Raw genomic sequence first — 23380 nt, 5'->3', positions numbered from 1 at the left:
GGCTGCTTTTAATGTCGCACGGGTGCTAAAAATAGAACAGGTGGTTGCGGGGAGGGGACGTGGTTCTATTGCGGGGGGGGGAATGGGAGTGATGGGAGTGATGGGAGTGATGGGAGTGATGGGGGCGAGTGATGGGGGCGAGTGATGGGGGCGAGTGATGGGGGCGAGTGATGGGGGCGAGTGATGGAGCCGTGTGCGAGTGGGGGCGGAAGGGGGGAGAGGGGGGAGAGGGGGGAGAGAAGGCGACTGCCGCCTGGGGGCGACGGTCGCCAAGGTCGAGCTAAAGGCCGTACTTGTCCATCTTGTAACGCAGGGTGCCGCGCGGAATCTTCAGGTTGGCGGCGGTCTGCAGTACGTTGCCCCCCGCTGCCTGCAGCGCCTGCTCGATCAGGGTCTTCTCGATGCTGCTGATCGCTTCCTCGAGTCCCAGTCCCTCCGGGATGGTGATCGCACCGGCCGATTGCGGGGCTGACGCGTCGCCGTAATGGCCGGCCCTGATCTCCTGGGGCAGGTATTCCGGGAGGAGCGTCGGCCCGCTGCGCATGATGCAGATGCGCTCGATGACGTTTCTGAGCTCCCTGACGTTGCCGGGCCAGGCGTAGTGGGCCATGAGCCGCTCCGCCTCGGGCGAGACATCCCGGAACTGGCGGCCGAAGGCACGGCTGAAACTGTCCAGGAAGTAGGCGGCGAGCGCCGCGATATCGGCCGTTCGTTCCCGCAGGGGGGGGATGTGGATCGGGAACACGTTGAGGCGGTAGAAAAGGTCCTCGCGGAAGCTCTTCTCGGCGATGCGCTGCAACAGATCGCGGTTGGTGGCCGCGATGACCCTGACGTCGATCTCGATGTCCTTGACCGCGCCGACCCTGCGAATGGTTTTTTCCTGCAGCACCCGCAACAGCTTTGCCTGCATGGCCATGTCCATTTCCCCGATCTCGTCCAGGAATATGGTGCCGTGATGCGCTTCCTCGAAAAGGCCTTTCTTCCTGGCGGCGGCGCCGGTGAAGGATCCTTTTTCGTGCCCGAACAACTCGCTCTCCAGCAAGGAAGCCGGGATGGAGGCACAGTTGATGGCAACGAAGGAGGCATCCTTGCGATCTGAGAGGTCGTGGATGGCGCGGGCCACCAGCTCCTTGCCCGTGCCGGACTCGCCGGTAACCAGCACCGTGGAGGGCATGCGGGCGATCTCGCGCACCTGGGCCACCACCTCGTTGAAGGCCTCGCTCTTGCCGATGATGGGGGCGGAGCCCGGCAGGGAACCGTCACCGCGCCGCAATTGCCTGACCTCGCGCTTCAGTGTCTGGGTCTTCAGGGCGAGCTTCACGATCAGCCTGAGCGCGTCTGCCTTGAACGGCTTCTTCATGTAGTGGAAGGCGCCCAGCTTCAACGATTCCACCGCGGTTTCCACGGAGCCGTAGCCGGTGATGATGATCACCAGCAGCTCCGGGTCGATCTCCTTCAGGTTTTTCAGCACATCGATGCCGTCTTCGGTGCCGAGGTTCAGGTCCAGGAGGGCAAGATCGATCTCCTCCGAGGCGACCAGGTCACGGGCCTGCTGCCCCGATGCCGCCGAGAGGACCTCGAATCCCTCGCTGGAGAGGATGCGCTGCACGTTTTCGCAGATGAAGGCTTCATCGTCTATGATGAGTATCTTTTCCATGGTTTCCTTTTTTCTGTCCACATCCCCTCTCCCTCCGGGAGAGGGCCAGGGTAAGGGCGTTGCCAGTGGCACGATGGCTGCAGCCGGCTGGCCCTTACCCGCCCTTCGGGCCCCCTCTCCCGGAGGGCGAGGGGGGGAGCGGCTTATTGCTATTTAGTATCCAAGCCAAGAGCAAGGGGACAGGCACCTCGCGGAGCCAGTCCCCCTCCTGCTATGGCACGTCCAGCGGCAGTTCCACGGTGAAACGGGTTCCCTCGCCCGGCGCGCTCTCCACCTGGACCCTCCCCTGGTGTTCCTCAATGATGCGCTGGGTGATGGAGAGGCCGAGCCCGGTACCGGCGCCCTTCCTGGTGAAGAACGGCTCGAAGATGAGGGGGAGATCCTCCGGGACGATGCCGGGGCCGTCGTCGCGGATCTCTATCACCGCGTGGCCGTCGCGCACCGCGGTGCGCACCTCGATGCGTCCCCCCTGGGGGAGCGCCTGCTGCGCGTTCCTGATGATATTCAGGACCGCCTGCTTGATCTTTTCCGGGTCGAGCCTGAAGGGCGGCACCTCGCCTTCGTCAAGGAGGAGCTGCACCTGCTGCTTCTCACAGGGGCGCCGCAGCAACAGCACCGTGTCGTTCACCAGCCGGTTCAGGTCACACTCGCGGAACTCGGCGCGTACCGGCGAGGAGTAATTCAACAGGGCGTTGACCAGCTTTTCCACCCGCTCGATCTCGGCCAGGGCCTTCTTGATCAGTTCGCGGTCCGCGCTGTTGGAGGCCGCCTGGTCGTGCAGGTCGTCCAAAAGCAGCGAGATGCCGGTGAGGGGATTTCTCACCTCGTGCGCGATCCCCGCCGACAGTTTGCCCAGCGAGGCGAGCCGGTCCAGGCGCATCATCTCCTCGTGCAGGTTCTCCCGCTCGGTCTCGTTTCTAAGGGTGATGGTGAGCCCGTGCTCGGAATCATGCCCGATGGGGAAGAAGCCGACGTCGAAATGGGTCTTGCCCGGTTCGTGGTCGAAGCGGAAGGTCTCCCGGCCGTACCCCGAGTTGGTGGCGAAGACCGCGGCGATGCGCTCGCTCAACCCCTCCCAGTCCCGGAACAGCTCGCGGTAGTGGATCCCCTCGGCCACGTCATCGCCCAAAAAGAGCCGGCCGGTGCGGTTGATGGAGGTGAGGAAGCCATGCGGCGAGAAGGTGACGATGCCGCTGGAGATACTTTCCAGCACGCTCGCCTTGAAGTTGCGCTCGTCCATGATCTCCAGCCGCGACTGCTTCAGCTCCTCCAGGGTGGAGAGCAGGCTCAGCTTGCGGCGGTCCAACTCGTCGGCCATGTTGTTGAAGGTCTGCGCCAGCACACCTATTTCGTCGGCCGAGTTGACCGCGACCCTTTCCGCGAAGTCGCCCGCGGCGAGCTTGCCGGCGTTCTCGGTCAGCTGCCGCAGCGGAACGCTGATGCCGCGGGAGAGGAGCCAGGCGGAGAGTGCGGATACCAGTGCCGTCAGGAGGATGATGGCGGCGCTGGTCCGACGGTGCTCACCGAGTTGCCTGGCGATGAGCCTGCTCCCTTTGCGCGACGCCTCGTGGAACCGGTCCACCTGGAAGCCGATGGTGACGCCGCCGAAGACACCGTGTTTCGCGTAGTCGCCGGTGTCGTAGAAGATGGGGGCGTAGGCCATGATCTTCTTGGCCCCGCCGACGTTGGTGATGTCGACGGATCCCTCCTGCTTGGCGCGCACCGCCGCCGAGACCTTGGGGTAGCCGGGGTGGATGAAGCCAGCGTGGTCGAGGTTGAAGGGGATGCGGCCGCTCTCGATCTCGGCCTTGCCGGAGCGGGCGGTGTAGGGAGGGACCAGCCGCCCCAGCGGGTCCACGCCGCGGATGTCCCAGAACTTGGGGTGGGTGATGATCCATCCCTCGTCGTCGAAGAGGAAGGCGTAGTTGCCGCTTTGGTAGGAAGGAAAGAGCGACGAGGCGTTCTTGCCGGGGTCGATGTGCTGGGTGAATTCCATCAGGTGGCGATGGTCCAGGGAGAGGAGCACCATCCCATTGAAGGCGCCGGCGGGGTCGAACAGCGGCGCCCCGAAGCGGATCACCCCCTGGTACATCTTGCCGTCGTAGGCGCTCTCGGGGTCCGCGGCCCCCGCCAGCTGTTCCTGCTTGCCGATGTGGAAGCCGGTCAGGTGGGAGACGTAGATCTCTCCGGGCTTCAGCGCGCGCACCCGCGCAAAGTACTCCTCGCTCTTGAACTCGGTATTGGCCGGGGCGGAGACGTCGGCAAGCTGCTCCCTGGGGACGAAGCGGCCGTTGCGGATCACCACCTGCTCTTGGCCGTTTCTGTCGATGAGGGCGATGGAGCGGTAGATGGGGAGGAACTCGTGGGTTCCCTGGGCGGCGGTGGAGCTGCCGCCGCGCTGCCACACCTCGGAGAGGCGGGTCTGGTAGAAGTTCATGAGCGACGGCTGGGAGAGGGGGGAGCGGGAGAGAAAGAGGAGGTCGCACTCGCACTGGTGCAGGAAATCCTTGATGTTTTCCGCGAGGTCGCGCGCCTTCATCTGCAGCGATTCGACCGCCTGGCGGTCATCGGATGCGCTGATCTCGGCGGAAAGCCTGGCGCTGGTCGACTGCAGGTTGGCCAGCAGGATGGCGGAGGAGACCAGCAGCGGCAGCAGGGAGAGCAGCAGCGTGATGACCAGGATCTTTTTGAAGATGGTGAAACGTGGCAAGAGGCTCCCCCGCAAGGTAATCAGGGCAGCAGGTTAGCACAAAACGGCGGTCACGAACAGCGTTGCTTTCAGGCGCCGGGGACGGGGGTGTTTTATATTGACTTGGTTGCGGGGGTGCATTAAAAGTAATGCGGTACTAAGGCTTGGGAGCGGCGGAGGAATTGGTTGGGATATAAAGACCTTGCATCTTGCGTGGCTGACCTGGAGCGCACCGGCGCCCTGGTCAGGATCGACTGCGAAGTATCCGCGGAACTGGAGATCGGTTCCATTCAGCGCCGGGTGTACCAGGCGGGCGGGCCGGCACTGCTCTTCACCCGGGTCAAGGGGAGTTCTTTCCCCATGCTGGGCAACCTGTTCGGCACCCTGGAGCGGACCAGGTACATCTTCAGGGACACGCTGAAAGCGGTGGAGCGCCTGGTGAAGCTCAAGGTCGACCCGCGCTGCGCGCTGCGGGAACCCGCGACCCTCGTGGGCGCCGTTCCCGCCGCCTGGCACCTGCTCCCCAAGAGCGTGAGCGACGGCCCCGTCATGGCCAACCGCACCACCATCGACAAACTCCCCCAGTTGAAGTCCTGGCCCGACGACGGCGGCGCCTTCATCACCCTGCCCCAGGTCTACTCCGAAAGCGTGCTGCAGCCGGGTCTGCGCCATTCCAACCTGGGCATGTACCGGGTCCAGCTCTCGGGTGGCGAGTACCGGCACAACGAGGAGATAGGCCTCCACTACCAGATCCACCGCGGCATCGGCTTCCACCACGCCGAGGCGATCGCCAAGGGTGAGCCGTTCCGGGTCAACATCTTCGTCGGGGGCGCCCCCTCGATGACCGTGGCCGCGGTGATGCCGCTCCCGGAAGGGATGCCCGAGCTCTCCTTTGCAGGTCTTTTGGCCGGGCACCGCATCGAGATGGTGCGACGCGAGGGGAGGCTTCCCATTCCGGCCCAGGCTGATTTCTGCATCACCGGCGTCATCGACCCTGCCAAGACCCTGCCCGAAGGGCCCTTCGGGGACCACTTCGGCTACTACAGCCTGGCCCACCATTTCCCGGTGCTCAAGGTGGAGGAGGTGTTCCACCGCGACGGCGCCATCTGGCCCTTCACCACGGTTGGGCGCCCGCCCCAGGAGGACACCTCCTTCGGTGCCTTCATCCACGAACTGACCGGACCGCTGATCCCGACCGTGATCCCGGGGGTGAAGGCGGTGCACGCCGTGGACGCGGCGGGGGTGCATCCGCTGCTGTTCGCCATGGGGAGCGAGCGCTACGTGCCGTACGGGGAGCGGCGCACCCCGCAGGAACTGTTGACCATCGCCAACGCGGTGCTGGGGCAGGGGCAGCTCTCCCTGGCCAAGTACCTGATGATCGCAGCCCACGAGGACGCGCCCAGGCTCGACATCCACGACATTCCCGCATTTTTGGGGCACGTCCTGGAGCGGATCGACCCGCGCCGCGACCTCCACTTCCAGACCGCCACCACCATGGATACCCTGGATTACTCCGGTTCCGGGTTGAACAGCGGCTCCAAGGTGGTCTTCGCTGCGATCGGAGAGAAGCGGCGCACGCTGGGGACCGAGCTCCCCGCGGCCCTCAGGCTTGCCCCCGGCTTCTCGTCGCCGGCGCTGTGTCTTCCCGGCGTCATCGCCGTGCAGGGGCCGGCGTGCAGCACCCCCAAGGGGGAGGCGGATGCGCAGATGGAGGCCTTGTGCCGGGCGCTCGAGGGGGTGCAGGGGCTGGACGCCTTCCCGCTCATCGTGGTCTGCGACGACAGCCGTTTCACCGCGGCGGAACTGAACAACTTCCTCTGGGTCACCTTCACCCGCTCCGATCCGGCCGCCGACATCTACGGCGTGGGCGCCAGCACGGTCTGCAAGCAGTGGGGCTGCAGCGGGCCGCTGGTCATCGACGCCAGGGTGAAGCCGCACCACGCGCCCCCCTTGATCGAGGATCCGGCGGTGGAGAAGAGGGTGGATGAGCTCGCCGCACCGGGCGGACCGCTGCATGGGTTGTATTAACCTGAAAGGCTTTAACGCCAAGGCGCAAAGGCGCTAAGACGCAAAGATAAACAACTACGGGAACTGCAAAGGCTTTGTATTTAACGCAAAGACGCAAGGCCGCAAAGACAATACAAATACGGGGTACTGCAAAACCTATCAGGCCATGAATTAACGCCATTGGGGCTAAGACACCAAGACAAAGAGGTAAGACCCTTCAAAAGGGTTTTGTAGTTCCTTGCGCCTTTGCGTCTTTGCGTTAACAATGCCTGTTTTGCTTTTTGCTGCTGTTGAATAAGGGAGTCAGGTTGGCGAAGGAAAGACTGGACAAGCTGGTCATGGAACGGGGACTGGCTCCCTCGCGGGAGAGGGCCAAGGCGCTCATCATGGCGGGACAGGTGGTGGTGGACGACCACCTGGCGGACAAGGCGGGACTCATGGTGCCACTGGAAGCGGAGATCCGCCTGAAAGGGGAACCGCTCCCCTACGTGAGCCGCGGCGGTCTCAAACTCGCCCAGGGGCTGGACCGCTTCGCCATTGCCGTCGAGGGGGTGATCGCGGTCGACGTGGGCGCATCCACCGGCGGGTTCACCGATTGCCTCTTGCAGCGCGGCGCCCAAAGGGTCTACGCTGTCGACGTCGGCTACGGCCAGCTGGCCTGGAAACTGCGCGAGGACCCGCGGGTGGTGAACCTTGAGAAGACCAACATCCGGCACCTGGAGTCGCTGCCGGAACTGCCCGACCTCGCCGTCATCGACGCCTCCTTCATCTCGCTGGACAAGGTGCTCCCCCCGACGCTGCGCCTCCTCAAGGATCACGCCACCATCGTGGCCCTGATCAAGCCGCAGTTCGAGGTGGGGCGCGGCCAGGTGGGGAAGGGGGGCGTGGTCAGGGATGAGAAGAAGCACCAGGAGGTCGTGGAGAATGTGACCGAACTGGCCCAAGGGCTGGGGCTCCTGGTGTTGGGGGTGTGCGAGTCTCCCATCCTGGGCCCCAAAGGGAACAAGGAATTCCTGATCCACCTGCAAAAACGAGGGATAGCCGAGCCTGCCCCGGCCGCGCCGGAGGCTTGACCAACGCTCGAGGTCTCACTGACAACTGGAGGAAATCATGAGTGATTGTCTGTTCTGCAAGATGGCCGAGGGCGCCATCCCGGTAAAGAAGGTCTACGAGGACGACCTCCTGTTCGCTATCGAGGACATCAACCCGGTGGCGCCGGTCCATATCCTCATCATCCCGAAAAAACACGTGGTGAACACACTGGAGCTGACCCCGGCTGACGACCAGCTGATCGGGGCGGTACACCGGGTGGCGGCATCGCTGGCCCGCGAGCGCGGCTTCGACCAGGAGGGATTCCGCCTGGTGAACAACAACAACGCCGGGGCCGGACAGTCGGTGTGGCACATCCATTTCCACCTGCTGGCGGGCCGCAAACTCGGGTGGCCTCCGGGCTAGCCGTAGCACCGGAGCCAGTTGCGAGGTGCCGATACCGGGAGGTACGGCTAAAGGAGAACCAAAATGAAGAAATTGCTCGTGTTGTTGCTCCTGCTCTACCCGCTGACCGCAGCGGCGGAAACCTACCAGTGGACCGATGAACGGGGTACAGTGAACTTCGCCGACGACCTGGGGCAGGTACCCAAGAAGTACCGCAAGAAGGCGCGCAGGCTGGGGCAGGAAGACACCAGTCCCAAGGTTATCGAAAGTGGTGCGGCGGAACCTGCCAAGGTCAAGGGGGAGGATGCCCAGGGGGCGAAGAAGCTCTACGGCGGCAAGGACGAGACGGTGTGGCGCAGGGAGTTCCTGCAGGCCGAGTTCAACCTGAAAAACGCCCAGACCGACCTCGCCACACTCAAGGGTAGGCTCGCCGACACCTCGCGCATGCCCCGCTCCGAGTACCTCGCCATCCAGAACAGCATCAAGTACGCGGAGGACCGGGTCCAGGCGCAACAGCAAAAGCTCGACCAGTTGCGGGAAAGTGCCGATCGTCTCGGCGTCCCCCCCGAATACCGGAAGTAGCTCAGGGGGACTGGCTCCGCCAGGTGCCTGTCCCCTTAGTGCTGGGCAGGTGGCTGAGCTGAATGGAGCGTTCCGCTAGAGGGACAGGCACCTGCGGAGCCTGTCCCTTCTGCCTGTCCCCTTGGTGCTGGGCAGATGCTTGAGCTGAATGGAGCGTTCCGCTAGAGGGACAGGCACCTGCGGAGCCTGTCCCTTCTGCCGAGTCGGGCACAATAACTTTCACCTTGGAGAATGCAGCATGATCTTCCCGAACATCGACCCGGTCTTCCTGCGCCTGGGGCCGCTGGAATTCCGCTGGTACGGTCTCATGTACATCTGCGGCTTCGTCGCCGCCTACTTCATCATCCTGTCCGGGGTGAAGAGAAAGGGGCTCCCCCTGAACCGGGACCAGGTCGCCGACCTGATCTTCACGGTCGCGGTCGGGGTGATCCTGGGCGGGCGCCTGGGTTACATCCTGTTCTACAACTTCGACTTCTACCTCGCCCACCCGCTCAAGCTGTTCGCGGTCTGGGAAGGGGGGATGTCCTTCCACGGCGGCCTGATCGGCGCGCTGCTGGCCAGCATCTACTACGTGCGCAAGTTCAAGCTGGGCTTTTACCCGCTGGCCGACCTCGGGTTCCTGGCGGCACCGGTGGGGCTTGGCTTCGGCCGGATCGGCAACTTCATCAACGGCGAACTCTACGGCCGCGTCACCGATGCCCCCTGGGGGATCGTCTTCCCCAGCGGCGGCCCGCTGCCGCGCCATCCCTCGCAGCTTTACGAGGCGTTCCTGGAGGGGCCGATCATGTTCCTGATCCTGTACCAGGTCTCCAAGCGGGTGCGCTGTGACGGCGCGGTGGTCTGGTCCTTCATCGCGTTGTACGGCCTGTTCCGGTTCCTGGTGGAGTTCGTCAGGCAGCCCGACGAGCAGCTCGGGTTCGTGGTGGGGGGATTGTCGATGGGGCAGATGCTTAGTTTGCCGATGTTCCTGCTGGGCGTGGCGATGGTGCGCTATCGCTGCAGGCGGGGGTAATCAAGCCAGCTTCTTCTTCATCTCCAGCATGTTTTCCTTGCAGTTTTTGCGGTAGGCCACCGAGTCCATGAGGGTGCGGATCAGGAAGATGCCCCGGCCCCGGTCCTCCAACTCCTCGAAGTTGGGGGCCGGGATGGCGTTGATGTCGAAGCCTTGGCCGTCGTCGTACACCCTGATGGTCAGGTCATCCCGGTGCAGGGTGATCACGATGCGCACCAGTTTCTCCGGCTCCTTGGGGCCGGCGTGCTTGATGGCGTTCACCATCGCCTCGGTGAGAACCAGGTTCAGATGGTAGGCCAGCACCTCCTTGTCGCCGCTGTAACGCTCCAGCTCCCGGGCGATGTCCTCCCCGATCTTCCCGATGAGACTCAGGTACCTGGTCTTGTTGGGAACCTTTATGTCGACCTCGATCGTGTTTCCCATCTGATGCCTCGCTTTGCCGCCGCCCGACCCGCTAGGACTGAAAGTTCTCCACCGCCTCCACTGTGGAAGGGAAGATCTCGAAAACCCGGTGCAGGCGCGTCAGTTCGAACATCGACTTGACCTGGGACTGCAGCGAGGAAAGTTTCAGGTTGCCCTGGTGCGAGATGGCATTCTTGAACCCCGAAACCAGCGCACCCAACCCGGAACTGTCAATAAAACGTACATCCTTCAGATCCACCAGAACATTCTTTTTGCCGTCCTCAAAAAGCTTCTGTACCGCGCTCTTAAGCTCGGTTGAGTTGTGTGCGTCCAGCCTTTCCTCCTTGACGTATATGATTACAACGTCGTTCCTCGTCTCGGTCGCTAGGTTCATGTCCATCTCCTTGTAGTGAGGTCCGTACGGTATACCGCCAGATTTATTGTGCAATAAGTGCCGACATTTAGCAAGTGGCGCCGCCTTTGGTTCAGGCAACTTTCATGACTACCATGGATATGTCGTCCTGTAAAGGATTGGGCCAGGCGTAGGATGAAACCTCCGAGAGCACCTTTTCGATCACCACTTCGGGCTCCAGTTCCAGCATGGTTTCGAGCAGCCCGCACAGCCTCGGGATGCCGAAGAGCTCGCCGGCGCCGTTCTCGGCCTCGATGATGCCGTCGGTGTAGATGAAGAGGAGGTCCCCCGCCTGCAGCGCCATGTGCTGTTCCTCGAAGGCGACGTTGCGCTCGACCCCGAGGATGAGACCTTCGGCGTCCAGCTCGATGGCAGTCCCGGCGCGGAACAGAAGCGGGCGGGTGTGGCCGGCGTTGGCGTACCTGAGCGTCCGGGTCGCGCTGTCGTACCTCGCGCAGAACATGGTGATGAACAGTTCGGCGCCGGTCAGGTCGTCGTGGAGGAGCTCGTTCAGGAGTTTCAGGAGGTCGCTCGCCGAACGCGGCTCCTTGATCTGCGCCCTGAGCACGCTGCGCGTTTCCACCATGATCAGCGCGGCACCCACGCTGTGGCCGGAGACGTCGGCCATGACCAGGTCCACCACCTGGTCGCCGCGCTCGAAGAAGTCGTAGTAGTCCCCCCCGACGTGGGCGGCGGGGACGCAGCGGCTGGCGATGCGCACCCCCGGCAGGGTGGGGGGGGCCTCCGGGAGCAGGGACAGCTGGATCTGCTTGGCGAGCTCCAGGTCGCGCGTGACGCGGGCATTCTCCAAAAGGGCCGCTTCCTTCTGGCGCCGCTCCCGTTCCTTGGCCTCGCGTTCCTCGACGATGCGCACCGCCTGCGCCAGCTGCCCGGCGAGGCTCTCCAGGAGTTCCACGAACTGCTCGGTGAAAAGCCCCACGATGGAGCGCGAGAAGACCGAGAGGATGCCGACCGGCTGGGATCCCTCGCTGGCGATGGGGATGTGGGCGAAGGACTTGATCCCCTCGCGGCGGAAGATCTCCTTGGCGATGGGCTTGCTGATGAAGGCGGTGTCGTTGAAGAACTCGGTGCGTCGCCCGAGGAAGGCCTCGCCGACGTGGGTGTCGATCTCCAGGATGCGGTCCTCCGCGGTGAGCCGCTCCCCGCCGATGCCGCGGAAGCAGCGCACCTGCAGCACCGCTTCCTGGTTCAAAAGGCGGATCACCGCGAGGTCGAGCTTGAACTCGCGCAGCAACAGTTCCAGGAGGTCGCCCATGATGATGTCCAGCTCCAGCGACCGGTTCATGATCTCCGAGGCGCGCAGCCTGACGAAGAGGGCCTCCCGGCTCTGGTCGCGGGAGGTGCGCACCGTGGAGAAGATGTCGTAGACCGGCTCCATGCGCGAACCGATGTCGGAGAGGAAGCTCTCGACCACGGCCCCCGCCGCCGCCCCGCCCAGAGAGCCGGCCAGGGTCTTCTCCACGAAGCGCTTCAGGTTGGGGAGCTCGAACTCGGAGACGCCCCCCTTGCTGTCGATCTCGCGGTCCCCGAGGTAGTCGGTGATGGCGGCGTTGGCCTGCTGCTCGCCGATGAACTTGGTCATGAGGTTCACGAACTGCACGATGGTGACCGGCTTGGAAAGGCGCTTGGTTTCCCACTGCGGCTCGGCGCTCTCGGGGGTGAAGACGCGGACGAAGCGGTTCACCTGCTCGCGCTCCTTCTCCCCCTGGCCCAACAGGATGGAGAGGGAGACGTAGGCGGAGATGTTCATGAACATGCTCCAGAACAGGGTGTGCGTGTACGGGTCCAGGCCGGTCAGTCCGAACAGCTCCTGGGGACGCAGCAGGGCGATGCCGAAGGGGCCGTGGAGCAGGAAATTCCCCTGCCAGCCGCCGGCCTGCAACAGCGAGGGCATGAGCAGCGTGTAGAACCAGACCGCGAAGCCGGCCAAGAGCCCCACGATGGCGCCCGCCTTGTTGCCGCGGGGCCAGTAGAGGCCGCCCACCAGGGCCGGTGCGAACTGGATCGCCGCCGAGAAGGAGATGAGCCCCATGTTGGCCAGCATGTAACTTTCGCCGACCACGCTCTGGTACAGGTAGCCCAAAAGGATGACCAGCACGATGCCGAAGCGCTTGAGGTTGATGAGCAGCAGCGGGAACCAGGTGCGCGGCTTGAGCTTGATCACCACCGGCAGCAGCACGTGGTTCAACAGCATGGTGGAGACGGCGATGGATTCCACCATCACCATCCCGGCCGAGGCGGAGAAGCCGCCCAGGAAGGCGACCAGCGCGAGCCAGGGGTAGCCAAGCTGCATGGGGAGGGTGAGCACGAAGTAGTCGGCCCCCGTGTTGTTGCCGTTCATGAGCACGCCGGCCAGGGCGATGGGCATCACGAACAGGTTCATCAGGAACATGTAGGCCGGGAAGCGCCAGGATGCCGTGTTCAGGTGCGACTCGTGCGCGTTCTCCAGCACCATGATCTGGAACTGGCGCGGCAGGAGCATCACGGCGCCCATGGAAAGGGTCAGGATGCTGAACATGGAGGCGTAGGAGTTGTTGCCGCGGTCGCTCAAGGTGGTGAGCCGCGCCAGGAGCTGCGGATCCTTCACCTGCATGCGCTGGAAGATGTCGGCCATGCCGTCGAAGGCGAAGTAGGTGACGCACAGGCCGACGGTGAGCATGGCGAACAGCTTCACCACCGATTCCAGCGCGATCGCCGCCACCAGGCCGTCGTGGCGCTCCGTGGAGATCAGGTGCCTCGCCCCGAACAGCACGCTGAACACGGCGAGAAAGAGCGCGGTGAACAGGCCCGGGTGGGGGGAGGGCATGTAGACCCGTTCCATGAAGCCGACGTGGAAGTCGTGGTAGCCGGTGATGATGGTGAAGGAGGTGGAGATGGCTTTCAACTGCAGGGCGATGTAGGGCATCACCCCCATCAGGGTGATGACGGTGATGATGCCGCCCAGCCACTGCGAGGAGCCGTAGCGGGAACTGATGAAGTCGGCGATGGAGGTGATGTTGTTTTCCTTGGAGATCCTCACCATCTTCTTGAGCAGGAACCACCAGCTGAAGGCGGTCAGGGTGGGGCCCAGGTAGACCGGGAGGAAATCGATGCCGGTGGTGGCCGCCTTGCCGACCGAGCCGTAGAAGGTCCAGGAGGTGGCGTAGACCGCTATGGAGAGGGCGTAGACCCAGGCGTTGGCGGTGATGCTGCGGCCGGCCTTCTGGCGCTGGTCGGCGTAGTAGGCGACCAGGAACAGAAATGCTATGTAGAGCAGGGCGGTGCCCCAGACCCAGTTCACGTCCAGCATTACATGTGCCCCTTGGTGTCGCTGTCCTTGCGTGCCGCCCGGCTGAACAGGTAGACGATGAAGATGGAGAAGACCCAGCCGGTCAGCAGGTAGAGGTAGAGGAGCGGGATGCCGAAGGGAAGGGTCGGCTTGTTGAAGATGCTGATGAAGGGGTAGTTCATCATCACCAGGCCGAGGATGAAGGCGATCACCCAGGTGTCCTTCAGCTTGAGCCGGTGCAGCACGATTTGCTTCAAGTTGGTCTTCATGCCGTCAACCCCATGGCGGAGAGCACCCGCTCCGCCTCGTCCCAGACCGGAAGGGTGCTGTCGAGCAGCAGGCTTTCCCCGGACTGCGGCGCCTGGAATTCCGCGCGCTGCTGCTGGTACTGCTCCCAACGGGCGTCGGAGACTTCGGTCGGGTCGTGGCGGCGCCGCTCCAGCCGTTCGCGGGTAACCTCTTCCGGACAGCGCGTTTCGACGACCAGGAAGGGGACGCCCATTCTGGCTGCGAGTTCCCTGAAGCGCTCCCGGTCGGCACGCCGCTGGAAGGTCGCGTCCGCCACGATGCCCCTGCCGCCGGCAAGGGAGCGCTCGGCTTCGACCAGGAGGGCGTCGTAGGTGGCCCGGTCCATGGCCTCGCTGTAGATCCCGGCGCGGTAGGTTGCGTCCGGTTCGACGCCTGCAGCCGGCACGCCGGCCAGCGCCTTGCGCAGCAGATCGGAGCGGGCGAGGTCGAAACCGAGTTCGCGGCTGACCTCGGCGGCCAGGCTGCTCTTGCCGGAGCCGCTCAGGCCGCAGGTGAGGATGAGCGTCGGCGCGAGCCGGCTTCTCAGTGTGTAGCCGCGCGCCAAGCGGTAGTAGCGCCGGGCGGCTTCCCGCACCGCAGCGGACTGCTCCTGGCTCATCCCCGGCTGCCCCAGGCGCAGGCTGGTGACCTTGCCGCGCACGAAGGCCCGCTGCGCCTTGTAAAAGTCGAGCAGCGGCGCCATGCTGCGGTCGCCGCTTGCCGCACAGTAGGCGGCCAGCAGTTCCCGCGCCAGGTCGGGGCGGCCGGCATACTCCAGGTCCATGAGCAGGAAGGCGAGGTCGGCGGCGGTGTCGATGTAGCGGAAGCGCTCGTTGAACTCGATGCAGTCGAAGATGCAGACCGGGTCGGTGAGGCAGATGTTGCCGGAGTGCAGGTCGCCGTCGCAATCCCTGATGAAGCCTTCCGCGATCCGGGCCTGGAACAGCGTCTCGTTTTCGGACAGGAAGGCGATGGCCCATTGGCGGATTTCCGCCAGTTCCCCGGCCAGCAGCGTGGTCCCGACGAAGGGGGCGCTCTGGCGGAAGTTCTGCTCCCAGTTTTGTCCGATCTCGGCGGGGGAGCCGCAGGCCTCGATCTGCGGATCTCGCTCCGCTGCGGCATGAAAGGAGGCCACGGCGGTCGCGATGCGGGCCATGTCGGCGGCGCAGGCGGCCCCGTCCTTGAGGAGCTGGTCCAGCATGCGCTCCTGGGGCAGGCGTTTCATCTTGACGGCGTAGTCGATGACCTTGCCGGAACCGTTGAAGGCAGCGCCCTGCGGGGTCTCCCGGAGCTCGACCACCCCCAGGTAGACGTCGGGGCACAGGCGCCGGTTCAGGCGCACCTCCTCGCCGCAGTAGAAGCGGCGCCGGTCCAGCGTGGTGAAGTCCAGAAAGCCGTAATCGACGGCCTTTTTTACCTTGTATACGAAGTGGTCGGTGATGAAGATGAAGGAGACGTGGGTCTCGACCAGGCGCACCTCTGCCGTCGGCTCTGGGTAGGCTGGTGCTTCAAGTAGCGATTTTATAAGCTTTTGATCCATCGTTTTGCCGGTAAACCAATGATTTCACTTAAGAATAGTACCATACCGCATTTGAGGTGCAACAGTCTAAAATGCATCTAAATGTTGTTTGACGCTGTTACCTATTTATGCTAGCTTTCATGTAGTAAACCGCGCCACCCCGGATACTGTATCCCACCGGGGTGCCGCGTTTTTTAGATTTTGCCCGAAATCTACCGAAGCCACAGGTAACCCATGACCAAGAAGTGTCTAGCGCTCCTTTTCCTGCCCCTGCTGATCAACGCCTGCGCCACCGAGCAAGCTTCGGTCTCGTCACCGCTTAACGAGCGGGGCGCGGTTATCGCGCCGACCCCTCCCCCCGGAGAAGCGAAGAACCTTTCCCTGTTCGCCATGGCAAGACTGCGCGCCGCCGAAGGGGACCAGGAGGGGGCGCTGCTCCTGCTGCGCGAGGCGATCGCCGCCGATCCCAACTCCGCGTACCTGCACAATGCCGCAGCACAGATCTACCTGCAGCAGAACCGCCCGGACGATGCCCTGTCCGAGTGCCAGGCCGCCATCGCCATCGATCCCGCTTCCCTGCAGGCCCAGCAGCTGTGCGGCAACATCCTGATGAGCCTGCAGCGCGAGAAGGAAGCGATCCCGCATTACAAGAAGGTGATCGAGATCGATCCCACCAAGGAAGAGGTCTACCTGCACATCGCCATCTACTACTTGAAGAGCTTCGAGTACGAGCAGGCGGTGGACACCCTGAAGGCGCTGGTGAAGGCCTCCCCGGACTCCGCGCTGGGGTACTACTACCTCGCCAAGACCTACGAGCAGATGCGGCTCCCCAAGGAGGCGCTCGCCTACTACAAGAAGGCGGTCGAACTGAAGCCGGATTTCGAACAGGCCCTGATCGAGATGGGGATCTCCCAGGAGACCCAGGGGCTGATCCCGGACGCCATCGACAGCTACAAGGATCTCCTGGAGATCAACCCCAACAACGCCAACGTCATTCAGCACCTGGCGCAGCTCTACATCCAGCAGAAGCGTCTCGACGAGGCCCTTGCCCTGCTGCAGCAAAAGGGGGGCAAGTCGCTGGAGACCTCGCGCAAGATCGGCTTGCTGCTGCTGGAACTCGAGCGTTACGACGAGGCCATCAAGACCTTTCAGGATATCCTCGCGGTGGAACCCGCCGCGCAGCAGGTCCGCTTCTACCTCGCCTCGGCCTTCGAGGAGAAGGAGGATGTGGACCAGGCGATCGAGCAGTTCAAGCAGATCTCCCGGGACTCGCCCTACTATTTCGATGCACTTGGGCACCTGGCCTACCTGTACAAGGAGAAGGGGCAGCCGGAGAAGGGCGTCGCCCTGCTCTTGCAGGAGATCAGCGAGCAGCCTAACCGCATCGAGCCCTACCTACACCTGGCCGGCTTCTACGAGTCGATGGAGCAGTACCAGCGCGGCATCGACACGCTTAAATCGATGGACCCGAAGCTGCAGTCCGACGCGCGCGTGCTGTTCCGGCTGGGCATCCTCTACGACAAGATGGGGCAGAAGGAACTGTCGGTCGGCATGATGAAGAAGGTGCTGGAGGCCACTCCCGACGACCCGCAGGCGCTCAACTACCTCGGCTACACCTACGCCGAGATGGGGGTGAACCTGGAGGAGGCGCTGACCTACCTGAAAAAGGCGGTGAGCCTGAGGCCGGACGACGGTTTCATTCTGGACAGCCTGGGGTGGACCTACTTCAAGCTCAAGCGCTACAACGACGCCATGATCCAACTGGAGCGCGCTGCCGAGCTTTCCGGCGGCGATGCCACCGTGCTTTTGCACCTGGCCGACGTCTACTGCGCCGCTCGCATCTTCAAGAAGGCGCTGCCGCTCTACAAGAAGCTGCAGAAGATGGAGCCCGAGCAGAGCGCCGAGTTGGCCGAGAAGATCAAGCACTGCCGCCAGGAAGCCGGTGAGAAATGAGCCTGGCACGCACCGTCTGCCTCCTGCTCTTCCTATGCTTGGCCGCCTGCGGACAGGATGCACCCTGGAATAAGACACAGGCACAGGGGGGCGCCCAGTTTGTCACCGGGAGCATCGGCGAGCCTTCCAACCTGATCCCGATCCTCGCTTCGGACAGTTCCTCCAGCGACATCTCGGGCCTGGTGTACAACGGCCTGGTGCGTTACGACAAGAACCTGAAGCTGGAAGGGGACCTTGCCGAATCCTGGGAGGTTTCCCGCGACGGGCTGCAGATCACCTTCCACCTGCGGCGCGGGGTGAAGTGGCACGACGGCCACGACTTCACCTCGCGCGACGTGCTGTACACCTATCGCGTTACCGTCGATCCCAAGACCCCGACCGCATACGCCGAGGACTTCAAGCAGGTGCAGAGCGCACAGGCCCCCGACAGCTACACCTTCCGGGTCACCTATGCCAAACCCTTTGCCCCGGCGCTTGCCTCATGGGGCATGCCGATCCTGCCGGCGCACCTTTTGGAGGGGAAGGACATCACCAAGAGTCCGCTCTCGCGCAACCCGGTGGGCACCGGCCCCTACATCTTCAAGGAGTGGGTCCCGGGGCAGAGGGTAATCCTGGAGGCAAACCCGAAGTACTGGGAGGGGGCGCCGCGTCTCTCCCGCTACGTCTATCGCATCATCCCCGACAACTCGACCATGTACATGGAGCTGAAAGCGGGCGGGGTGGACATGATGGGACTCTCCCCGGTGCAGTACCAGCGCCAGACCACCGGCAAGGAATTCCTGGCGCGCTTCAACAAGTACCGCTACCCGGCCTCGGCCTACACCTACCTGGGCTACAACCTGCGCCTGCCCATGTTCCAGGACGTCAGGGTGCGCCGGGCCATCACCTGCGCCATCAACAAGGAAGAGATCATCCAGGGGGTCCTGCTCGGCATGGGACAGATCGCCCACGGCCCCTACAAGCCCGGCACCTGGGCCTACAAGGCCAAGGTGGACAACGATCCTGCTTACGATCCGGCCCGTGCCAAGGCCCTGCTGGAGGAGGCGGGGTACCGGATGGGGGCGGACGGTATCATGACGCGGGGGGGCAAGCCGCTCAGCTTCACCATCATGACCAACCAGGGCAACGACCAGCGCCTGAAATGCGCCCAGATCATCCAGATGCGCCTGAAAAAGGTCGGCATCGACGTGAAGATCCGGGTGATGGAGTGGGCGTCGTTTCTGACCAACTTCATTGACAAGGGGAAGTTCGAGGTGGTGCTCATGGGGTGGACCATCTCCCAGGACCCCGACCTGTACGACGTCTGGCACTCCTCCAAGACCGGGCCCAAGGAGTTGAACTTCATCCATTACCTGAACCCGGAACTGGACCGCCTCATCGTGGAGGGGCGCGGCACCTTCGACATGGCCAAGCGGCGCGACTGCTACTACCAGATCCAGGAGATCCTGGCCAAGGACCAGCCTTACACGTTCCTGTACGTGCCGGATGCGTTGCCGGTAGTGACGTCCAGGATCAAGGGGATAGAGCCAGCGCCCGCGGGAATAATGCACAACTTCATCAAGTGGTACGTCGACTAGGCAATGTTTGCCGTTTATGGACGGTCTTCCGACACATACGTCCACATCCCCTCTCCCTCCGGGAGAGGGCCAGGGTGAGGGAGAGCCGGTGCAAGAGAAAGCCCTCACCCGCCCTTCGGGCACCCTCTCCCGGAAGGAGAGGGTACCAACCTGTTGCAGCTACTACTTTAGAGAATTATGGCCAACTACCTGATCAAACGGATACTCATGCTGGTCCCGCTCCTTTTGGGGATCACGCTGATCACCTTCACGGTGATCCATCTCGCGCCGGGGGAACCGGTGGAGATGGCGACCGCCATGAGTCCCAAGGCCTCGGCCGCGACGCGGGCCCGGCTGCGCGAGTTCTACGGGCTGGACAAGCCGCTGCACGTGCAGTACGGCATGTGGCTCTCCAACCTGTCGCGACTGGACTTCGGCCGCTCCTTCGCGCCCGACAACCGGCCGGTCCTGGACAAGATCAAGGAAAGGATCCCGATCACCATTTCGCTCAACGTGATCGCCCTGATCCTGGAGTTCGGCCTGGCGCTGCCGATCGGCATCATGGCTGCCGTGCACCGGGACACGCTGCTGGACCGCGCCATCTCGGTGTTCGTCTTCGTCGGCTTTGCCGTGCCGACCTTCTGGCTCGCGCTTTTGTGCATGTACCTCTTCGGCGTGAAGCTCGGCTGGCTCCCCATCTCCGGGATCCACTCGCTGGGAAGCGACCAGTGGTCCTTCTTTTGGCGCAGCGCGGACCTCGCCCGGCACCTGGTGCTTCCCATCTCCATCGCCACCTTCGGCTCCCTGGCCGGCCTGTCCCGCTACATGCGCTCCACCATGATCGAGGTGCTGTCGCAGGACTACATCACCACCGCCCGGGCCAAGGGGGTGCGCGAGCGGGTGATCATCTACCGCCACGCCCTGAAGAACGCGCTGCTTCCCGTGATCACGCTGCTCGGCTTCTCGCTCCCGGCCCTGATCGGCGGCAGCGTCATCTTCGAGACCATCTTCTCCATCCCCGGGATGGGGCAGCTCTTCTACCAGGGCGTCATGGCGCGCGACTACCCGCTGGTGATGGGCATCCTGGTGATCGGCGCCTGCCTCACCCTGATCGGTAACCTGTTGGCAGACCTCTGCTACGCCGTGGCGGATCCCCGCATCAGGCACGGGAGGGGATGATGAGGCAGATTAAAACTGAGATAAAGATAAAGATTAAGATTAAGATTGAGAACCCGGGAAGGCGGGCGCTGCGGGGGCTGTATGCGTGAGCAGGTGAGCAGCCCATTTAGGGAATTCTGGGAGCGCTTCACGACCAACCGCTTTGCGACGGCGGGATTGGTGGTGATCGTGGTCCTGTTCCTGCTTTCTTTAGCTGCGGCGCTGGTGACGCCGTACAGCCCCGACACCATCGACGCGTGGCACGTACTGCTGCCCCCTTCCGCCAGTCACTGGTTCGGGACCGATGAGCTTGGGCGCGACGTCTTCACCCGCGTCGTGTACGGCGCCCGCGTCTCGTTGAAGGTCGGTTTCGTTGCCGTCGGCATCGCGGTGGTCATCGGGACGGTAATCGGACTCTTCGCAGGCTTTTACGGCGGCTGGGTGGACTCGGTGCTGATGCGGCTGGTCGACATCATGCTCTGCTTCCCGACCTTCTTCCTGATTCTCGCCGTGATCGCCATGCTGGAACCTTCCATCTGGTACATCATGGTGATCATCGGCCTGACGGGATGGATGGGGGTGGCACGACTGGTGCGTGCCGAGGTGTTGTCGCTGAAGAATCGCGACTTCATCCTGGCGGCCCGCGTGCTGGGTGCGTCGGACCTGCGCATCATCTTCCGGCACATTTTGCCCAACGCTTTGTCGCCGGTGCTGGTCTCCGCGACGCTCGGGGTGGCGGGCGCCATCCTGACGGAGTCCGCGCTCTCCTTCCTGGGGATCGGGGTGCAGCCGCCGACGCCGAGTTGGGGCAACATCCTGACCTCCGGCAAGGATTACATAGAGTTCGCCTGGTGGCTGTCGCTGTTCCCGGGCGTGGCCATCCTGGTGACGGTGCTTTCCTACAACCTGGTAGGGGAGGGGATCCGGGACGCGCTGGATCCGAGAAGACAAGGCTAACACAAAAGTCTAACAGACGTTCTACGTTCTAGGTTCTACGTTCTACGTTGTTAGAACCATGAACCTCTTCTGTCTTGGTTGCTAGTGCAGAGGACAGAACTGAGAGCGTTGGTGTAAGAGCAGTTAACGTAGAACTTAGAACATAGAACGTAGAACATGTTTCATAAGAGGAGCACATGGCTGAACTTTGCGAAGAGGCATTCGACGTGTTGAAGGTTGATAAAAGGGATTACGTGCCGACGACCCTCGAGGACGAGGTGCGGGTGGATAAGCTGGTGAGCGACCTGCTGCACCGCTTCTACGAGGAAATACAGCTGACGGGGATGTCGCCGGAACAGGCGACGGCGCTCGCGGGGGCGGCGGATTACTTTACCCGCGATTTCGTGGTTTCCATCAAGGGACGCAGCATCTTCGACGAGCGCCCGGGCATCGTGCGCCAGTTCGCCGGCAACTGGTACATCGTCAACACCATGGAGCCGCTGGCCTCCGAGATCGAGGGATACCTGGCCGGGATCCGCGAGTTCTACCGCTTCCTCTTCGGCCACCAGCTCATCTCGCTCAAGTTCCTCCAGGCCATCGAGTCGGAATGCTCGGAACTGGATTACTACGCCGGGCGCATCGAGTCGTTCTGGGACATCGTGGGGGACGGGTACAACACCTGGGAGAGGGAGTGCACGCTTAAGGACTAACGGACGTTCTACGTTCTACGTTCTACGTTTGGGTGCCCGGGAAAGTTGCTTGCCTTGGCGTGGCCGCAACGGTTGTTGCCGCTTGGGCTGGGCGAATATTTATTCGCCCCTACAAACGGACTCATTTCTTGGGTGAACTGCCGCAGACTCTGTAGGGGCGAATAATCATTAGCCCAACACTGCCCGACCCCTTTGCTGAACTCGCCTGCACTGCCGTCAATAACTCATCTCGTATGGAGCCTCCCCATTTGAAAGACCTCGTCACTCACGTCCGCTCCCAACACTTATTCGCTCCTGGCGAGACCGTGGTGGTCGCGGTGTCGGGGGGCGCCGACTCGGTGGCTCTACTGGACATCATGTCCCGACTCGCGGACGAACGCCTGAACCTCGTGGTCGCCCACCTGAACCACTGCCTGCGCGGCTCCGAATCTGACGACGACGAGAAATTCGTCTCGGACATCGCCACCCGCCACCATCTCCCTTTCGTCGCCATCCGCGTCGACGTTGCTTCCTTCGCTGCCGCTGAAGGCCTCTCCCTAGAGGACGCCGGCCGACAGGCACGCTACGCCTTCTTTCACGAGGTGGCCAGACGGCGCGGCGCTTCCAGCATCGCGGTGGCGCACCATCTCGACGATCAGGCGGAAACGGTCCTGATCCGGCTGCTGCGCGGGGCCGGCGGCACCGGCCTGAGCGCCATGACGGCCAGCGGCGACAGCTTGGTGAAACGCCCGCTGTTGCAGGTGAGCCGCGCGGAGCTTGAGCTTTACTTGAACGGCCGCGGCCTAACCTGGCGCACGGATTCGACTAACTCCGATACCACCATCCTGCGCAACAGCATCCGGCACGAGCTCATTCCCACCCTCAGGAAGTACAACCCTCGGATCAGCGAACGGCTCGCCGCCACGGCGGAGATCCTCGCCGCGGACGAGGAACTCCTGGAACACCTCACCGGCAGTGCCTTCGACCGCCTGGCCTCTCAGGATGACGACACGGTTGCCTTCGATATCGAAGCTCTCCTCAAGGAACACCGTGGACTGCGCCTGCGTCTTTACCGCCACGGTTTGCACGAACTGCGCGGGGACCTGATGCGCATAGGGCTCGCACACCTGGAGGCCATCGACCGCCTGGCGAGTTCCGGTCGCCCCAACGCGAGCTTGAAACTGCCGGGAACACTTCGGGTCGAGCGCTGCTACGACCGGCTCAGCTTCACCTGCGCCGCGCCTCAGGCCGCACAACGTTGGGAGCAGGTGGTGCCGGGTGAGGGGCGCTACCACCTCGACAACGACATGGCGCTTACGGTGCGCCGGGTGGAGCGTCCCGAGGACCTTGCCACCGGGTCGAAGAGGATCGTGTACCTGTCGACGGAGGCGGCGCCGTTTCCGTGGCTGGTGCGTCCCTTCACCCCAGGCGACCGTTTCACGCCGCTTGGGATGACAGGATCCCAGAAGGTGAAGGAACTTTTTATCAACGAGAAGCTGCCCCTTCATGAGCGCAGCCGCGTGCCGCTCGTTTTCAGCGAGGGGGAGATCATCTGGGTGGCCGGGGTGAGAGTCGGGGAGAAGGGACGGGTAACTTCCGCGACTGGCGCGGTTTTACGGGTGGAAATTCTTGAAATTACACCTTAAAGCTCTTGTCAACCTGCACCCTTTATGGTAATCCTTTTTACTCATTTGAACGCTTTTTTCTTCATTCTCATAAGGAAGCCGACATAGGCGACCGTTCAACCAAGCAGCACGCTTTCTGTGTCATGTCAAAACCATTGCAGATTGAGTGTTT

18 protein-coding genes are annotated in these 23380 nt (G+C 63.1%); 11 read left to right on the top strand and 7 right to left on the bottom strand.

The annotated features are described in order from the left end of the window. Positions 1–280 precede the first annotated feature (280 nt). Positions 281–1657 (bottom strand): sigma-54-dependent transcriptional regulator, encoded by a 1377-nt coding sequence (locus H7687_RS11675; RefSeq protein ID WP_183347482.1) that lies wholly within the window; start codon positions 1655–1657, stop codon positions 281–283. Positions 1658–1868: 211 nt separating this feature from the next. Continuing rightward, positions 1869–4367 (bottom strand): PAS domain-containing sensor histidine kinase, encoded by a 2499-nt coding sequence (locus H7687_RS11670; protein WP_183347480.1) that lies wholly within the window; start codon positions 4365–4367, stop codon positions 1869–1871. Positions 4368–4532: 165 nt separating this feature from the next. Between H7687_RS11670 and H7687_RS11665 the strand changes: the two genes are divergently transcribed. The 5 genes from H7687_RS11665 to lgt all read left to right on the top strand — a co-directional run bounded on the left by H7687_RS11665 (position 4533) and on the right by lgt (position 9381). Beyond that, positions 4533–6374, top strand: coding sequence for a UbiD family decarboxylase (locus H7687_RS11665; protein WP_183347478.1), 1842 nt, complete (start codon positions 4533–4535; stop codon positions 6372–6374). Between the two features lie 287 nt (positions 6375–6661). Further along, positions 6662–7426: a TlyA family RNA methyltransferase gene (locus H7687_RS11660; RefSeq protein ID WP_183347476.1), complete on the top strand. Its 765-nt coding sequence runs from the start codon at positions 6662–6664 to the stop codon at positions 7424–7426. Positions 7427–7463: 37 nt separating this feature from the next. Further along, complete coding sequence (locus H7687_RS11655; protein WP_183347474.1) at positions 7464–7808, top strand: histidine triad nucleotide-binding protein; 345 nt, start codon at positions 7464–7466, stop codon at positions 7806–7808. A 63-nt stretch (positions 7809–7871) separates the two neighbouring features. After that, on the top strand, positions 7872–8369 hold the full coding sequence (locus H7687_RS11650) for a DUF4124 domain-containing protein (RefSeq protein WP_183347471.1): 498 nt from the start codon (positions 7872–7874) through the stop codon (positions 8367–8369). Between the two features lie 238 nt (positions 8370–8607). Then, a complete protein-coding gene (gene lgt / locus H7687_RS11645; protein ID WP_183347470.1) occupies positions 8608–9381 on the top strand; it encodes a prolipoprotein diacylglyceryl transferase in 774 nt (257 codons plus the stop codon). Here the strand turns inward: lgt and H7687_RS11640 are convergent, their stop codons facing one another. From H7687_RS11640 to H7687_RS11620, 5 genes are all read right to left on the bottom strand, one after another. Next, positions 9382–9804 carry an ATP-binding protein gene (locus H7687_RS11640; RefSeq protein WP_183347468.1) on the bottom strand — a complete coding sequence of 141 codons (423 nt, stop codon included), beginning with the start codon at positions 9802–9804 and terminating at the stop codon, positions 9382–9384. It lies immediately after the preceding gene. Positions 9805–9835: 31 nt separating this feature from the next. Further along, on the bottom strand, positions 9836–10177 hold the full coding sequence (locus H7687_RS11635; RefSeq protein WP_183347466.1) for an STAS domain-containing protein: 342 nt from the start codon (positions 10175–10177) through the stop codon (positions 9836–9838). Positions 10178–10268: 91 nt separating this feature from the next. Further along, a complete protein-coding gene (locus H7687_RS11630; RefSeq protein WP_183347465.1) occupies positions 10269–13505 on the bottom strand; it encodes a SpoIIE family protein phosphatase in 3237 nt (1078 codons plus the stop codon). After that, positions 13505–13753: a hypothetical protein gene (locus tag H7687_RS11625; protein ID WP_183347463.1), complete on the bottom strand. Its 249-nt coding sequence runs from the start codon at positions 13751–13753 to the stop codon at positions 13505–13507. The genes H7687_RS11630 and H7687_RS11625 overlap by 1 nt, the downstream gene beginning before the upstream one ends. Continuing rightward, positions 13750–15312 (bottom strand): bifunctional aminoglycoside phosphotransferase/ATP-binding protein, encoded by a 1563-nt coding sequence (locus tag H7687_RS11620; RefSeq protein WP_183347461.1) that lies wholly within the window; start codon positions 15310–15312, stop codon positions 13750–13752. The genes H7687_RS11625 and H7687_RS11620 overlap by 4 nt, the downstream gene beginning before the upstream one ends. A gap of 213 nt (positions 15313–15525) precedes the next feature. On the opposite strand from H7687_RS11620, the gene H7687_RS11615 reads away from it, so the two are divergent. From H7687_RS11615 to tilS, 6 genes are all read left to right on the top strand, one after another. Next, on the top strand, positions 15526–17244 hold the full coding sequence (locus H7687_RS11615) for a tetratricopeptide repeat protein (protein WP_183347459.1): 1719 nt from the start codon (positions 15526–15528) through the stop codon (positions 17242–17244). Beyond that, complete coding sequence (locus tag H7687_RS11610) at positions 17241–18821, top strand: peptide-binding protein (protein WP_183347457.1); 1581 nt, start codon at positions 17241–17243, stop codon at positions 18819–18821. Before H7687_RS11615 ends, H7687_RS11610 begins: the two co-directional genes overlap by 4 nt. A gap of 177 nt (positions 18822–18998) precedes the next feature. Beyond that, the gene (locus H7687_RS11605; RefSeq protein WP_183347455.1) at positions 18999–19979 is read left to right on the top strand and encodes an ABC transporter permease; all 981 of its coding nucleotides are present in this window, start codon (positions 18999–19001) and stop codon (positions 19977–19979) included. 81 nt (positions 19980–20060) lie between these two features. After that, entirely contained in the window at positions 20061–20915 is an 855-nt protein-coding gene (gene opp4C, locus H7687_RS11600) for an oligopeptide ABC transporter permease (RefSeq protein WP_183347453.1), read from the top strand. 176 nt (positions 20916–21091) lie between these two features. After that, positions 21092–21604: a hypothetical protein gene (locus H7687_RS11595; RefSeq protein ID WP_183347451.1), complete on the top strand. Its 513-nt coding sequence runs from the start codon at positions 21092–21094 to the stop codon at positions 21602–21604. 248 nt (positions 21605–21852) lie between these two features. Beyond that, on the top strand, positions 21853–23229 hold the full coding sequence (gene tilS, locus H7687_RS11590; protein WP_183347449.1) for a tRNA lysidine(34) synthetase TilS: 1377 nt from the start codon (positions 21853–21855) through the stop codon (positions 23227–23229). The last annotated feature ends 151 nt before the right edge of the window (positions 23230–23380 follow it).

Source organism: Geomonas paludis, assembly GCF_014193585.1.
GTDB classification, from domain to species: domain Bacteria; phylum Desulfobacterota; class Desulfuromonadia; order Geobacterales; family Geobacteraceae; genus Geomonas; species Geomonas paludis.
The sequence above is the reverse complement of the archived record's forward strand: the minus strand, read 5'-3'. Positions and strand labels throughout refer to the sequence as shown.